Raw genomic sequence first — 14,230 nt, 5'->3', positions numbered from 1 at the left:
GGTCCGGGTGCTCCTGTCAGGAGTGCCCGGACGAATGACTGGCGGGGAACGTGCGGAGGGTGGCTAGCGCCCGCACTTCTCGTTGAACGTGCGCTGCAACTGGCGGCGCGTGCGATCGCGCTCCACCGCCAGCACGTCGTTGCCCTGGCTGTTTTCCACCGGGGCGTCTGACGGCCGGTAACTGCGCTTCGGGGTTTCGTTGATCTGCGCGAGCAGTTGCTTGCACTCTTCCAGCTGGGGATCCTGGGGCGGCCCCGACGGGCGCGGCGTCGGGCGATACGGCGAACTGCCTTCCTTGACCGCATCGCTGATCGCGCTGTCGATCGCTGCTTCACCAGACGGCGGCGTCTGGGCGAAGCCGGGCGCACTGGCGCCCAGCGCAAGGAGTACGGCGGCACGGCATTTCACTGCGGCAAGGCGACGGCTCGACATGACGGACTCCTTTCCTCGGTATAAGGATGCCGCCATGGTAGCGCCGTCCCGGCCGTGCGGGGGGCTTATCCGGCCGTAGTTTGACGCGGCACGCCCTTCCACATCGCCACGCCGCTGGCCAGCAGCAGGCCCGCCAGCAGATAGAGCGCGTTGTCCATGCTGCCCGTGTGCGTCTTGATCTGGCCGATCACCCACGGGCTGACGATGCCGCTGGTGATGCCGATGCTCGAGATGAACGCGATGCCGGTGGCGGCCGTCTGCGCGGGCAGATGGCTCGGCGGCAGCGCCCAGAAGATCGGCAGCGCGGCAAAGATCAGCACGGCGGCCACCGAGAGGATCGCCAGCGAGATGCCCAGGCTCGGCACATGCAGGGTCAGCGCCGCCAGCGCCAGCGCGCCGCCAGCCGTGCAGAACAGGAAATGGCCGTGCCGTTCGCCGCGCCGGTCGGACCGGCGTGCAATCCAGATCAGTCCCACGGCGCCGATGGCGTTGGGGATCACCGAGTAGAGGCTGATCGCCATGACGTCGCGGATGCCGAAGTCGCGGATCATCAACGGCATCCAGAACGACAGCGTCAGCGATCCACAGGTCAGCGCAAAGTAGATGAAGGCGAACAGATAGACGCGCGGATTGCGCAGCGCCTGCGCCAGCGCGGCGACGGAATGCGCGTGGGCGCCACCGCCCTTCGCTTCGGCCGCGTGCTGCGCCACGAGGAAGTCCTGCTCGTCCTTCGACAGCCAGCGCGCCTGGCGGGGCCCGTCGACCAGGCACGTCGCGGCGACCAGGCCCAGCAGCACCGCTGGCGCGCCTTCGATCGCGAACATCCATTGCCAGCCATGCAGGCCCATGACGCCGGCCATGTCGCGCATGATCCAGCCCGACACCAGTCCGCCCAGCACACCCGCCACCGCCACGCCGGCAAAGAAGATGGCCATCACCGAAGCACGGCGCCGCGCCGGGAACCAGTAGGTCAGGTACAGGACGATGCCCGGGAAGAAGCCCGCCTCGAACACCCCGAGCAGAAAGCGCAGCGCGTAGAAGTGCGAGGGCTGCGACACCATCATCATCCCGACCGATGCCGCGCCCCACAGCAGCATGATCCGTGTGAACGTGCGGCGCGCGCCAAAGCGCGCCAGCAGCATGTTGCTCGGCACCTCGCACAGCACGTAGCCAACGTAGAACACTGCGGCGCCGAGGCCGTACATCGCGTCGCTGAAGCCGAGGTCCTGCTTCATCTGCAGCTGGGCAAAGCCGATGTTGATGCGATCCAGGAACGACACCACGTAGCAGATGAACAGGAACGGGATGATGCGCAGCCAGACCTTGCGATACAGCGCGTCCTCCTCGTGCGAGGCCAGCGCGCGGGTTTCGGGCAAGAAGGGGGCATTGCCCACGGGCGCGGCGGCGCCCAGGCTCGGGGTATTCATGCGTTGTCTCCGGTAATGCGGGGCGCGCGGGCAAAACGCGGCCCCGGGACGTCTGTCGCGTCCCTGTCAGGGAATGAAGCGGATAAAGCGGATGAAGCGGTAGGTGCCGGCGGCACTTGCCGGCGGAAGTCCGGCAGCGGCGGATCGCGTCAGCGGATCGCGCCTTCCATCATGCAGCGATCACGACGCCATCACGCGCCGGATTGGCCAGCGGCTAGGCCGGCGTTGGCAACGGTGCTGCAGCGGGCACCGTTGCGGCGTCCCGCGCCAGTACCATCGCCTGCACCAGCGTCTCGTGGTCGCCGATGTGGTTGGCCAGCAGCAGGATCAGGCGCGCATTGACGGCCTGGCTTTCGGCATCGTCGAGATCACGGTGCATGTCGATCAGCGCCTCGTAGAAATCGTCGGGGCGAGCCAGGTTGGGGGTGGTGTTGAGGGCCATCGGCTTGTCTCCTTCTCTTGCGTCGTACCCGATGGATCAGGCGAGCACGGGCGCTCGCGTCGCGGGCGCCCGTGCGGTGGATGGTTGCGCCGACGCGCGACCGGTGGCCTGCGCGAGCGCTTCGGCAATGCGCGCGGCATCCACGGCACGCCAGCGGGCGCATACGTGTTGGTCGGGACGCACCAGATAGCAGGTGCCGGGGCGTGCGTCATAGCGCTTTGCCGCCAGTCCCTCGGCATCGCGAACCACCATCGCACCGGGCCACGCTTCGGCCGACGCGGCCATGCCGGCATCGGTGACGAACACCAGCCGCAGCGGCACGGCGTCCTGTTGCAGCCGCATCAGCGCTTCACGGCACGCCATGTCGAGCCCCGCAGGCGCGCCAAAGATCAGCGCGACAAACGCATCGCCAAGTTGAGGCAACAGCCATTGCTGGCCCTGCGGCCCGGCGACCGGCGCATCGACGCATGCGGCACCGGGCACCATCGCCCCGGCAAAGCCGTCGGTGTCCGCCGTGTTCAGCGTCGATCCGTGCAGTACCGCCGGCACCGACAGCCGGCCGCTGTTGACCAGCTGGCGCGCGAACGCGTGATCGCGTGCCAGCGTCAGCACGGCGTCGCGGAAGATCTTGCTGACCGCGCTCTTGGGTGTGATGAAGTCAGTCGATCGCGTGGAGTTGCGGATGTTCTCGTCGGCGGCGTATTCGCGCTCGCTGGCATAGGTGTCGAGCAGGCTGTCCGGCGCCTTGTCTTGCAGCACGTAGGCCAGCTTCCACGCCAGGTTCTCGGCATCCTGCACGCCGCTGTTGGCGCCGCGTGCGCCGAAGGGCGAGACCCCGTGTGCGGCGTCGCCGGCGAACAGCACGCGGCCATGACGGAAGCTGTCCATGCGCGTGCACGCGAACGTGTAGACGCTGACCCATTCCAGTTCGAATTTCGCGTCGGGGCCCAGCAGCGCCTGCACGCGGGGAATCACGCGCTCGGGCGTTTTCTCCAGCACCGGGTCGGCATCCCAGCCCAGCTGGAAGTCGATGCGCCACACGTTGTCCGGCTGGCGATGCAGCAGCACCGACTGGTTCGGATGAAACGGCGGATCGAACCAGAACCAGCGCTCGGCCGGGAACGGCGCTTCCATCTTCACGTCGGCGATCAGGAAGCGGTCGCGGAATGTATGACCGTGGGTCTCCAGCCCCATCATCTTGCGCAGCGGACTGCGCGAGCCATCGGCGGCCACCACATATCGGCCGCACAGCGTGTAGCTGCCATCAGGCGTTTCCACGGTCAGCGCCACGTGGTCATCCCGCATCTCGATGCCGGCCACCCGGCTCTTCCAGCGAATCTCGATATTCGGCAGCGTGCGGGCCCGATCCAGCAGGTAGCCCTCCACGTAGTACTGCTGCAGGTTGATGAACGCCGGGCGATGGTGGCCATCTTCCGGCAGCAGGTCGAACGCATAGACCTGCCGGTCGCGCAGAAAGACCTTGCCGAGGTGCCAGCGCACGCCCTTGTCCACCATGCGGTCGCCACAGCCCAGGCGGTCGAAGATGTCGAGCGTGCGCTTGGCGAAGCAGATGGCGCGCGACCCGGTGGACAGCGTGCAGTCGTCATCGACGAGCACCACGGGCACGCCATTCCGGGCCAGGTCGATGGCCGTGGCCAGCCCGACCGGGCCGGCACCCACGACGATCACGGGATGCGCGGCCCCGGCGGCCTGCCCGGGGCGCTGTTCGGCGCACGGCACGTAGTCATACGTCTGGCGCTGATAATCGATATCGACTGCGGTACTGCTCATGATGCGGTTGTCTCCGTCCACTGCCTTGGCGGCAAGTTCTGTGCTGGGTGTCGGGTCGGCGTCAGTCCTGCAGCGCCGCCCACATCTCCTGGTCGCGCTGGGCCGTCCAGATGCGCGGATGCGTGATGCCGGCGGCCTCGTCGAAGGCGCGCGAGACATCGAACGGCAGGCAGTGTTCGTAGATGAACACCTGGCCAAATTTCGGATCCATCGACTTGCGCGCGTGCGCCATCGCGGCCTTCAGGTCCATCCGGTCGGCCACGGCATCCTTGCCGGCCTGGAACAGCGTGGAGACGAAATCCTTGGTGTAGGCCAGGCCCCGCGATACGTCCTCGGGCGTGGTCAGCGCCGGGCCTCGGCCGGGGACCAGCTTTTCGGGCTGCAGCGCCGCCAGCGCGTCGAGCGTGGCCGGCCATTGTTCGAGCTGCGCGTCGCCGCAATAGCAGGCAGCGTCGTACTCGACCAGATCGCCGGAGAACAACACCTTCTGCTGCGGCAGCCAGACCACGGTGTCGCCCTTGGTGTGGCCGGCGCCCAGATGCGCGATGCGGACCTCCAGCTTGCCCATGAACAGCGTGATCTCCTTGTCGAACACCAGCGTCGGCCATGTCAGCCCCGGCACGGTCTCCACGCCGGCGAACAGGCGCGGAAAGCGTTCGATCTCGGACTTCATGTCGGCCTCGCCACGCTCCACGATCATCTCGTAGGTGCCGCGGCTGGCGATCACCTGCTGCGCACCCTCGGCAAAATAAGCCGACGCGCCCAGCACGCGCACCGCGTGGTAGTGAGACAGCACGACATACTTGATGGGCTTGTCGGTCACCGCGCGGATCCTGGCGATCAGGTCCTGCGCCATGGCAGGCGTGGCGGTGGTGTCGACGATCATCACGCCGTCGTCGCCGATGATCACGCCGGAATTGGGATCGCCCTCGGCCGTGTAGGCGTAGGCGTTTTCGGAAAGCTGGGTGAACGTGATCTGCTTGGCTTCCAGATCGGCCTGGGACGCGAAGGCTTTTGCCATGTCTGCCTCGTATGAGATGTTCGAATCGTTGGATGGGGTCGAGGCGGGACGGCTGGCACGGCCTGCATGGTTTGCGGTCGAGACTCAGTGGTCACGGACAGCAGCTGGCTTTTGTGGCGTTGTCTCGCCCCGTTCGTTTTTCTGGACTGCACCGGATGTCGGGGTAAGGGAATCTTAGGAAGTCAGTCGTTATTAGTCAATGACAAATACAGTTGCCAATGACTAATATTCCGCGAAGACGCTTTCCACCGTGGCGGACTCCGGGAAAACCCCAGCGCCGCAAGTCAGGAGGGCCGGGGGCACGCGGCGTCGCTTCCTTTAATATCTGGGCTTTCAACGCCTGGTCGGGCAAGGCACACACGCATGGCAAGAAACGCGGGCACGGGGTCTTCCGAGACCGGCGACAAGACACAGCGCGGCATCCAGAGCGTGGAGGTCGGCGGCCGTGTGCTGCGTGCGCTGGCCGACGCACGCCGTCCGATGGCGCTGGCGGACCTGGCCGCCGCCGCGCAGATCGCCCCGGCCCAGGCCCATACCTACCTGGTGAGCCTGACCCGGCTTGGCCTGATCAAGCGCGACCATATCGATGGCCACTACGAGCCCGGCCCGCTCGCGCTGCGGCTCGGCATGCTGCACCTCGATCATGATCCGGCCTATCGCGCCGCCGTTCCGCGCACGCAGGCACTGGCGGCCGAGATCGGGCACAGCGTGGCGATCAGCCTGCCCACGCCGCAGGGCCCGACCATCGTCCATTTCGCGCACGCCGGCAGCCCCTTGCACGTGAACCTGCACGTGGGCACGGTGATGGCGCTGGCAGCGACGGCTACCGGGCGGACCTACTGCGCCTTCCAGCCGGCGGCGCACTGGCAGTCGATCTGGACGCGCCAGCAGGCCACGACGAATGTCCCCGGCCTGCCGGCGTTCCAGGAGGCCCTTGCCGCCATCCGCGAGCGTGGCATGGAACGCAGCATCGATTCGCCGAGCCCAGCGGTCAGCAGCCTGGCAATGCCGTTACTCGACGATGCGGGCGCGTTGCGGCTGATCCTGACGGCGATCGGATCGACGGGTGCGATCGATGTGGACTGGGCGGGACCAGTCGCCCGAGCCCTGCGCGCCGCGCTGGACGACATCGCCGATGTCTTTGCGCACGCGGACACCCACGCATGACGGCCATCACCGACATCACTGACATGAGCGACATCGCGGACAACACGCTGGCCGACAGCGGCAAACCCCAGCGCGGCATCCAGTCGCTCGACAACACTGGGCAGTTGCTCGCCGCGCTGGTCGCGGCGGGCCGCCCGTTACCCCTGGGAGAGCTGGCGCGCGCCGCGGGCATGGTGCCAGCCAAGGCGTTCCCGCACCTGGTGAGCCTGCAGAAGATCGGCTTGCTGTCGCGCGATGCGTCCGGGGACTTCCTGGCGGGGCCGCTGGGCCTGGAACTGGGACTCATCGCGCTGCAGCGGCTCTCCCCCACCCGCGAGGCGGAACCCGAGGTCATCGCATTGGCGCATGCCACCGGGTTGTCCGTGGCGATGGCGGTGCATGGCCCGCTCGGGCCCACCGTGATCCGCCTGGAGGAATCGGCGCGTCCGCAGCACGTCAGCCTGCGTGTGGGCACCGTGCTGTCGATGGTGAACACGGCAATCGGCCGAACCGTGGCAGCGCATCTGTCGGCCGACGTCCTGGCCGGCGCGCTGGCGCAGGATGCCATCCGCATGGCGGGCGTGGCGCCTGACACGGTGCTGTCCGCGGACGGCACGCTGCAGGCGCACTATGCGGAGCGGTTGCGAGGCGTGCGCGAGGCCGGCATCGACAACGCCGTGAGCCGGCCCGTGCCCGGCATCGATACGCTGGCCGCACCGGTCTTCGACCACACGGGCGCACTCGCCGTCGTGATTGCGGTGATGGGCAGCAGCGGCAGCTTCGACAGCGACACCGGCAGCGATACCGCCACGGTGGTCCGCCAGGCCGCGCAGCGGCTGTCATGGCGATTCGGCGCGCCAGCTTAGTTTTAAAGGTCGTCGAACTTAAATGAAAAAACCCCGCGCAAAGGCGGGGTTCTTCATGCGGTGCAACTATGTACTCTCCGTTGCCTGGTCCTTCAGCCACTGCCTGAAGACCTGCAGCGATTGCAACTGTGCGGACTCGTCTGGATATACGAGGTAGTAGCCCTTTGCGTAGCGCCACCTTCGACGAGAAAGGCGTTTCAATCGCCCCAGTGCAACCATGTCGTCCGCCATGTAGGGCGGCAGCAATGCAACGCCCATGCCGGCGACCGAAGCGTTCAGCGCCATCGACATGATCTCGTATCGGGGGCCTTCCCGACCGGCTTCGCCATCGATGCCTTCGAGCGCGAACCACTCATCCCACGCATCAGGCAAGGTCTGGTGGTGAATCAGCGATGATCGAGGCGTACGTGCGTCGATCGTCTTTCCGTGCTTGCCAATCCATTCAGGCGCCGCGTAGGGCGAGAGAATCAATGGCAGCACGAATTCATTGTGCAGCCCCTCGCGCTGGCCATCGCCGAACTCCAGCGACGCATCCACGGCCGTGGTGCGGAAATCCACCGGGCCTACACGCGTGCCGAGATTCAGCGTGATTTCACCATGGTCTCTCGTGAAGCCGGGCAGGCGTGGAATCAGCCAGTATGTGCCGACCGATGCGCCGACCGACAGCGAAAGGGTCCCCCCTCGTCCCTTGAGGGCCATCACGTTGGCCGTGGCTCGCTCGAGCCTTTGCAGCAGCGGGGCGATCTCGCCCAGGTAGTAGCGGCCGGCGTCGGTCAATACCAATGCGTCGCGTCGGCGAGTGAACAGCCTGACGCCGAGTCGATCTTCCAGTGTCTGAATTTGCCGGCTCACCGCGCCCTGTGTGAGCCGGAGCTCCTTGGCTGCCGCCGTAAAGGAAAGCAGGCGCGCGCTCGCTTCCAGGCATAGCAAGGACATCGTCGATGGGGCACGCACGTGGAAGTTCATTGGAGTGATGCTGGCTTGTCAGGTGGCAACCGGGATCGCGATGTCAGCAGCGCATCCATGAGGAAATCTCATGCTATCCCCAGTAAACATGGTTTGTCCAACACCGACTGCAATTCTAGGATCTGATCGACACACCCACGGTTATCCAAGGAGAAGAGAGGAGCCAATGACCACAAGACGCTTCACCCGGCGCGAGATGATGACGCTGGGAATCGCCGCCACATCCCTGGTCCTTCCAGGCCTGGCCCGCGCCGCCGGCTGGCCTGGCCGACCAGTCAGACTCGTTGTGCCATCCGCCGCTGGCGGCTCGCCCGATGCCATATGTCGGATACTTACCGAGGAACTTTCACTCTCGCTGGGTCAGTCCTTTATCGTGGATAACAAGCCCGGCGGCGCGGGCAACGTGGGCATGGTCGACCTGGTCCATGCAGCGCCCGACGGCTACACGCTCGGCTACGGCAACGTTGGCACCCTCGCCATCAACAAGGCGCTGTTCAGGAAACTTCCCTACGACCCCGACAAGCAGCTCGCACCGGTGGCCTTGCTCGGCTATGTGCAAAACGCATTGGTGGTGCGCAAGGACCTCGGTGTCGACAGTGTCCAGGCACTGATCGCCCGGGCCAAGGCCAAGCCTGGCGCGCTGACCATGGGGTCGGCTGGCAATGGCACGACGGGGCATCTGAGCGGGGAACTGTTCAAGAGCATGACGGGGACGTCGATCACCCATGTCCCGTATCGCGGCAGTCCACAAGCCATCCAGGATCTGCTGGGTGGCCAGGTGGATCTGATGTTTGACAACCTGAGCTCGATTTCACCGCATATCAAGGCGGGACGACTCAAGGCGCTGGCCGTGACGGGTGCGCAGCGCAGCGCGCTGTTCCCCGACATTCCCACGCTCGCCGAATCGGGTGTCCAAGGCTACGACATCGTGGCGTGGGGCGGAATCGTTGCACCGGCGCGAACGTCGCCGGACATCATCGCGCAGCTGAACAGCGTCATCAACGCCATTCTGGCCAGGCCCGCTGTCCGCGAACGGTATGCCGCCATCGGCTTCGAGACGCTAACGGGTCCTCCTGCGCGGCTCACCGAGCGCGTGGCGCGCGAGACACCGCTCTGGGCCGGTGTCGTGAAGCGCTCCGGCGCACAAGTTGGCTGACGACTCGAATTTCATCCATCCCCCCGACATCATGAAGACTTCCATTCGCGCGTTCCTGACGTGGTTTGCGTTGGCGAACCTGTTCGTACTCCCTGCCGCAGCTCAACAGGTCAAAGGCCAGCCGGATCAGCCCGGCAACGCCCGCAAGCCTGGTGTCGTCATCCTTGCCACCGGCGGCACGATTGTCAGTGCCACCCCCTCGCCAACCGACATGGCCAACTACACTGGCCAGTTGGCCGGCGTCGATTCGCTGTTGAAGGCGGTTCCCCAGATTCACAACTACGCGAATGTTCGCGCCGAGCAGATCGTCAACGTCGGCAGCAACGTCATTACCAGCGAGAACATCCTCAATCTCGCCAAGCGGGTCAACGCAGTGCTGGCGGAGCCGGATGTCGCCGGTGTCGTCATCACGCATGGCACCGACACGATGGAGGAAACGGCTTACTTCCTGAGCCTGGCCACCCGCTCGAGCAAGCCGATCGTCATCACCGGATCGATGCGTCCGGCGACATCGCTCAGCGCCGACGGGCCCGTCAATCTTCTCGATGCCGTCATGGTGGCTGCAGATCCCGGCTCGCGCGACCGAGGCGTGATGGTGGTGATGAACGACCGTATCAGCGCGGCCCGGTATGTGACCAAGATGAACACCCTCAACGTTGACACCATGGGTGCACTGGAACAGGGCTACCTCGGTGCCATCGCCGGAGAGCGCGTGCTCTTCTACTTCGAGCCCGCGCGGGCCAGGGGTGAACTGTACTTCGATGTGTCGGCGGTCACGAAGCTGCCGCATGTCGAGCTGGTGTATCGCTATCAGGGGCAGGAAATGCAGCTAGTGCGCGATGCCGTAAAGGAGGGCGCACAGGGCGTGGTCATCGGATTCACGGGCAACGGCAATGCCAGTCCGGACCATGAGGCGCTGATCCGCGAGTTCGGCAGCAAGGGGGTTTCGGTCGTTCGAAGCTCACGCGTGGTGAGCGGCATCGTCACGCCGAAGGTGTCGGGAAGCATGGCCACCGGCAGCCTCACGGCGCAGAAGGCCCGGATCCTGTTGATGCTCGCGCTGACCCGGACCAAAGATCTGGGGCAGATCTCCGAGTTCTTCGCACAGCAATGAATGACAGAGGCGAGCGCATGAATACGACGCTGGATCTGATTCTCGAAGGCGGCACCGTCATCGATGGCACCGGGGCTCCCCGCCAACGCCTGGACGTTGGCATTGCCGCGGACCGCATCGTTCGGCTAGGAGACTTGTCGCGTGTCCCGGCTACCAGGCGCTTCGATGCAACCGGCTGTATCGTTGCTCCCGGTTTCATCGATGTCCATACGCATGATGACCGGCTCTTGCTGGAGGCCCCCGAGGGTGCGCATCCGAAGCTATCGCAAGGGGTGACAACTGTCATCACCGGAAATTGCGGTATCAGTCTGGCGCCGCTCCATTCGCTGGAAACCCCGCCAGCACCGCTCGATCTGCTGGGTGCAGGCCCCTGGCGTTACGGGAGATTTGGCGACTATCTGAACGAGCTTGAGGAGTCCGGGCCGGCGGTCAATGCCGCCTGCCTGGTCGGGCACTCCACCTTGCGTGTCAGCCGCATGGAGCGACTGGATCGTGTCGCGACGATGAGGGAGCAGCGACTCATGGCGAGCGACCTCGCGATGGCCTTGGACGCGGGAGCCATCGGCATGTCCACGGGGCTCTACTACCCGCCCGCCACCGCCGCGAATACCGACGAAGTCATCGCGGTTGGCGCACCGCTTACGGCCGCCCGGGGAATCATCACCATGCACATCCGGGATGAAGGCGATGCCATCGCCGACGCATTGAGCGAGGCGTTGCTGATTGGACGCGCACTCGGTATCGAAGCCGTGCTGTCACACCACAAGCTGGTCGGCAAGGCGAATCATGGACGCTCCGTGGAAACCCTGTCCATGATTGACGCCGCATCGAGGAGTCAGTCTGTCTGTCTCGACTGCTATCCCTACAACGCTTCCTCGACGATGCTGTTACCGGGCCGAATCGCACAGTCCGATGATGTACGGGTGACCTGGTCGCAGGCCGATCCCAGCGCCGCCGGTCGCTCGTTGTTTTCGCTGGCAAGGGAACGCGGGGTGCCACCTGAGGTGCTGGCGGAGACCTTGCAGCCGGCTGGCGCGATCTACTTCGCCATGAGCGAAGACGATGTCGGTCGCATTCTTCAGTATCCGGCAACAATGGTGGGCTCCGACGGCCTGGCACACGACGTGAGTCCGCATCCGCGCCTGTGGGGCACTTTCCCACGGGTCCTGGGCCACTATGTGCGCGAGCGTCGCCTGTTTTCCCTCGAGACAGCTGTTCACAAGATGACCGGGCTGAGTGCCAGCCGTTTCGGTATCACGGAAAAGGGGATCCTCGCCGAGAACCACTACGCCGATATCGCTGTTTTCGATGAGCAATCCGTGGGCGATGCGGCCACCTTCGAAAATCCGACCGCGGTGAGCACTGGCATCAAGGCAGTATTCATCAACGGAAAGCTCGCCTGCCGGGACGGAGAGACCATGGAGGTGCACGCGGGCAGGGTGCTTCGGCACGGCCGCTCCAACTGACACGCGTTCTCGCTGCGGTCAGGCTGCCATGCTGGCCGGCTGCCCTGCTGCGCCACATAAGGTACTGAGGTAAAAGAAAAAACCCCGCGCAAAGGCGGGGTTCTTCTTTACAGATTCTGCTTACGCGAGGTCAGAACGGGATATCGTCATCCATATCCTCAAACCCGTTCGACGGGGCTTGCGGCTGGCGGCGCTGGCCGCCCTGCTGACCGCCGGCTTGCTGGGCGCCACCGCCCTGGCCACGGCTTGCACCACCGCCGTAGCCGCCACCACCGGCACCACCCTGCGCCTCACGGCTGTAGCCACCGCCACCACCGCCGAAGCTGCCTTCTTCACCACCGCCACCCGCGCCACGGCCACCCAGCATCTGCATCTGGTCCGCAACGATTTCGGTGCTGTACTTTTCCTGGCCCGACTGGTCCTGCCACTTGCGCGTGCGGATGCGGCCCTCGATGTAGACCGACGAGCCCTTCTTCAGATACTGGCCGGCGATCTCTGCCAGCTTGCCGAAGAAGGCAATGCGGTGCCATTCGGTCGCTTCCTTGAACTCGCCGGACTGCTTGTCCTTGTAGCGGTCAGTCGTCGCCAGCCGGATGTTGGTCACGGCATCGCCGCTGGGCATGTAGCGGGTTTCCGGGTCGGCGCCCAGGTTACCGACGAGAATGACTTTGTTGACCGATGCCATGTAAATGTTCTCCAAGGACCGCGCCCCGTCCGGCGGCAGTTGCGCGGCAATACTGAATTTGCTGTGGGTTGTTCGTCAAGGATGCCTGGCAGGGATGCGCAATCCACTTCAGCGCGTCACCTGTTTCACCGCTTCACCGCTTTGCCTGTTGGCGTCACCTGCTGGCGATCACCGATCGGCGCCACGCTTCAGGTAAGCGACACTTCACGTAAACGACGTCACGCGCCCTCCGGACCCCCGGTCGGGCGCGTGCTCATGCTAACCCCGATAAGACGAAAAAGCGTTTCGGGCTGTTACGGATACGACACAAACTGTGTCTAACCCGCCACTGCCGGCGCGCCACCGTTGTTGCCCATGCCCGCACGGGCCGGCGGCGCCTTCATGCTCCACGCGATTATAAGCCAGACCATCAACACGGCCGCGCAGCCGACGAACACGGCGCTCCGGCCTTCGTGCTTGAGCAGCCAGCCGCCCACCACGCCGCCCAGGAACAGCCCCATGGCCTGCGTGGTGTTGTAGATCCCCAGCGCGGCGCCCCGGCCGGATGCCGCGTAGCGCGATACCAGCGAGGGCTGCATGGCCTCCAGTACGTTGAACGCCACGAAAAACAGCAGCAGCACGCCGACAATCGGCCAGAGGCCGTGGACGACGGCAAACAGCAGCTGGACCGCGGTCATCAGCGCCACGGACGCCAGCAGCACCGGGCGCACGCGGCCGTAGCGCTCGGCAGCCATCATCGGCCCCAGCATGAGAACGAACGACACCAACACCACCGGCAGGTAGACCTTCCAGTGCTGGTCCAGCGGCATGCCGGCGTCCTTCAGCATGGCGGGCACCACCATGAACATGGCGACCTGGCTGGCATGCAGCGCCAGCACGCCGACATTCAGGCGGGCCAGGTCGGCGTTGAACAACACCTTGCGGAACGGCATCTGCACGGGATGCGGCGGCGGCGGCGCGGGCACCAGGAACAGTGTCACGCCGATGGCGAGCACGCCCAGCACGGCCATCAGGCCAAAGATGCCCGGCATGCCAATGCTGTGCAGCAGCGGCGACGCGATCACGAGCGACAGGGCAAAGGTCAGCCCGATGCTGCCGCCCACCATCGCCATGGCCTTGGTGCGATGCCGTTCGCGCGTCAGGTCGGCAATGCACGCCGTGATGGCCGCCGAAATGGCGCCCATGCCCTGTAGCGCGCGGCCGACGGTGATGCCGGTCAGCGTGTCGGAGAAGGCGGCGATCAACGCGCCCGCCACGAACAGCAGCAGCCCGCCCACCATGACCGGCTTGCGCCCGATGCGGTCGGAGAGCCAGCCCAGCGGGATGTGCAGGAACGCCTGCATCAGCCCGTAGATGCCCATGGCGATGCCGATGCGCTGGGCATCGTGCCCGTCGGGCAGGCCGCGCGCGTATTCGGCGAATACCGGCAGGATCAGGAACAGGCCCAGCATGCGCAGGGCAAAGATACTGGCCAGCGAGAGACTGGCACGCAACTCGCTTTTGGTCATACGGTCGCGCACGGCTTCCGTCTTGGCGGGCTCGTCGGCGATGGTCGCGGGCTGTGGGGAAGAAGGGATCGACGGCATTGCGGTCGTGAATGGAATTCTGGCGCGGTCGGCCCTGGGGCAAACAAGGTGCCGCCAGGCCGGGATGGCGTGGGCGACGGGAGCTTCGATCGTCCTGGCACCGGGAAGTTGCCTGCGGGCGGCATGCCGCGC

General features: G+C 65.6%; 13 protein-coding genes. 5 read left to right on the top strand and 8 right to left on the bottom strand.

What is annotated here, in order from left to right; translation table 11 throughout:
• Positions 1 to 63: 63 nt before the first annotated feature.
• The 5 genes from BLR29_RS07390 to BLR29_RS07370 form a co-directional block, all read right to left on the bottom strand.
• Entirely contained in the window at positions 64 to 432 is a 369-nt protein-coding gene (locus BLR29_RS07390) for a hypothetical protein (protein WP_092135847.1), read from the bottom strand.
• Positions 433 to 497: 65 nt separating this feature from the next.
• Complete coding sequence (locus tag BLR29_RS07385) at positions 498 to 1,859, bottom strand: MFS transporter (RefSeq protein ID WP_092135846.1); 1,362 nt, start codon at positions 1,857 to 1,859, stop codon at positions 498 to 500.
• Positions 1,860 to 2,073: 214 nt separating this feature from the next.
• Positions 2,074 to 2,301 carry a DUF2783 domain-containing protein gene (locus BLR29_RS07380; RefSeq protein ID WP_092135844.1) on the bottom strand — a complete coding sequence of 76 codons (228 nt, stop codon included), beginning with the start codon at positions 2,299 to 2,301 and terminating at the stop codon, positions 2,074 to 2,076.
• Positions 2,302 to 2,337: 36 nt separating this feature from the next.
• A complete protein-coding gene (locus BLR29_RS07375; RefSeq protein ID WP_092135843.1) occupies positions 2,338 to 4,092 on the bottom strand; it encodes an FAD-dependent oxidoreductase in 1,755 nt (584 codons plus the stop codon).
• A gap of 61 nt (positions 4,093 to 4,153) precedes the next feature.
• Entirely contained in the window at positions 4,154 to 5,113 is a 960-nt protein-coding gene (locus BLR29_RS07370; RefSeq protein ID WP_092135841.1) for an MBL fold metallo-hydrolase, read from the bottom strand.
• A 363-nt stretch (positions 5,114 to 5,476) separates the two neighbouring features.
• Here BLR29_RS07370 and BLR29_RS07365 point away from each other — a divergent pair, with 363 nt between their 5' ends.
• On the top strand, positions 5,477 to 6,280 hold the full coding sequence (locus BLR29_RS07365) for an IclR family transcriptional regulator (RefSeq protein ID WP_092135840.1): 804 nt from the start codon (positions 5,477 to 5,479) through the stop codon (positions 6,278 to 6,280).
• Complete coding sequence (locus BLR29_RS07360) at positions 6,277 to 7,125, top strand: IclR family transcriptional regulator (protein ID WP_176860898.1); 849 nt, start codon at positions 6,277 to 6,279, stop codon at positions 7,123 to 7,125. Before BLR29_RS07365 ends, BLR29_RS07360 begins: the two co-directional genes overlap by 4 nt.
• Before the next feature lie 66 nt (positions 7,126 to 7,191).
• Here BLR29_RS07360 and BLR29_RS07355 read toward each other — a convergent pair whose 3' ends face one another.
• Positions 7,192 to 8,091: a LysR substrate-binding domain-containing protein gene (locus tag BLR29_RS07355; protein ID WP_255371130.1), complete on the bottom strand. Its 900-nt coding sequence runs from the start codon at positions 8,089 to 8,091 to the stop codon at positions 7,192 to 7,194.
• A gap of 166 nt (positions 8,092 to 8,257) precedes the next feature.
• Here BLR29_RS07355 and BLR29_RS07350 point away from each other — a divergent pair, with 166 nt between their 5' ends.
• From BLR29_RS07350 to BLR29_RS07340, 3 genes are all read left to right on the top strand, one after another.
• The gene (locus tag BLR29_RS07350; RefSeq protein ID WP_092135838.1) at positions 8,258 to 9,247 is read left to right on the top strand and encodes a Bug family tripartite tricarboxylate transporter substrate binding protein; all 990 of its coding nucleotides are present in this window, start codon (positions 8,258 to 8,260) and stop codon (positions 9,245 to 9,247) included.
• A gap of 70 nt (positions 9,248 to 9,317) precedes the next feature.
• A complete protein-coding gene (locus BLR29_RS07345; RefSeq protein ID WP_176860897.1) occupies positions 9,318 to 10,361 on the top strand; it encodes an asparaginase in 1,044 nt (347 codons plus the stop codon).
• A 17-nt stretch (positions 10,362 to 10,378) separates the two neighbouring features.
• On the top strand, positions 10,379 to 11,827 hold the full coding sequence (locus tag BLR29_RS07340; RefSeq protein WP_092135835.1) for an N-acyl-D-amino-acid deacylase family protein: 1,449 nt from the start codon (positions 10,379 to 10,381) through the stop codon (positions 11,825 to 11,827).
• A 130-nt stretch (positions 11,828 to 11,957) separates the two neighbouring features.
• On the opposite strand, the gene BLR29_RS07335 is transcribed toward BLR29_RS07340, so the two are convergent.
• Both BLR29_RS07335 and BLR29_RS07330 read right to left on the bottom strand, forming a co-directional pair.
• Entirely contained in the window at positions 11,958 to 12,512 is a 555-nt protein-coding gene (locus BLR29_RS07335; protein ID WP_092135834.1) for a single-stranded DNA-binding protein, read from the bottom strand.
• A gap of 317 nt (positions 12,513 to 12,829) precedes the next feature.
• Positions 12,830 to 14,098, bottom strand: coding sequence for an MFS transporter (locus BLR29_RS07330; protein ID WP_092135832.1), 1,269 nt, complete (start codon positions 14,096 to 14,098; stop codon positions 12,830 to 12,832).
• Positions 14,099 to 14,230 lie beyond the last annotated feature (132 nt).

Source organism: Cupriavidus sp. YR651 (assembly GCF_900101625.1).
Lineage (GTDB): Bacteria > Pseudomonadota > Gammaproteobacteria > Burkholderiales > Burkholderiaceae > Cupriavidus.
This window is presented reverse-complemented; position numbering and strand designations above follow the sequence as displayed.

Bases quoted from the DNA above. Each gene is read 5' to 3' on its own strand.
- BLR29_RS07390 (WP_092135847.1), bottom strand. From the start codon at position 432: ATGTCGAGCCGTCGCCTTGCCGCAGTGAAATGCCGTGCCGCCGTACTC.
- BLR29_RS07385 (WP_092135846.1), bottom strand. From the start codon at position 1,859: ATGAATACCCCGAGCCTGGGCGCCGCCGCGCCCGTGGGCAATGCCCCC.
- BLR29_RS07380 (WP_092135844.1), bottom strand. From the start codon at position 2,301: ATGGCCCTCAACACCACCCCCAACCTGGCTCGCCCCGACGATTTCTAC.
- BLR29_RS07375 (WP_092135843.1), bottom strand. From the start codon at position 4,092: ATGAGCAGTACCGCAGTCGATATCGATTATCAGCGCCAGACGTATGAC.
- BLR29_RS07370 (WP_092135841.1), bottom strand. From the start codon at position 5,113: ATGGCAAAAGCCTTCGCGTCCCAGGCCGATCTGGAAGCCAAGCAGATC.
- BLR29_RS07365 (WP_092135840.1), top strand. From the start codon at position 5,477: ATGGCAAGAAACGCGGGCACGGGGTCTTCCGAGACCGGCGACAAGACA.
- BLR29_RS07360 (WP_176860898.1), top strand. From the start codon at position 6,277: ATGACGGCCATCACCGACATCACTGACATGAGCGACATCGCGGACAAC.
- BLR29_RS07355 (WP_255371130.1), bottom strand. From the start codon at position 8,091: ATGAACTTCCACGTGCGTGCCCCATCGACGATGTCCTTGCTATGCCTG.
- BLR29_RS07350 (WP_092135838.1), top strand. From the start codon at position 8,258: ATGACCACAAGACGCTTCACCCGGCGCGAGATGATGACGCTGGGAATC.
- BLR29_RS07340 (WP_092135835.1), top strand. From the start codon at position 10,379: ATGAATACGACGCTGGATCTGATTCTCGAAGGCGGCACCGTCATCGAT.
- BLR29_RS07335 (WP_092135834.1), bottom strand. From the start codon at position 12,512: ATGGCATCGGTCAACAAAGTCATTCTCGTCGGTAACCTGGGCGCCGAC.
- BLR29_RS07330 (WP_092135832.1), bottom strand. From the start codon at position 14,098: ATGCCGTCGATCCCTTCTTCCCCACAGCCCGCGACCATCGCCGACGAG.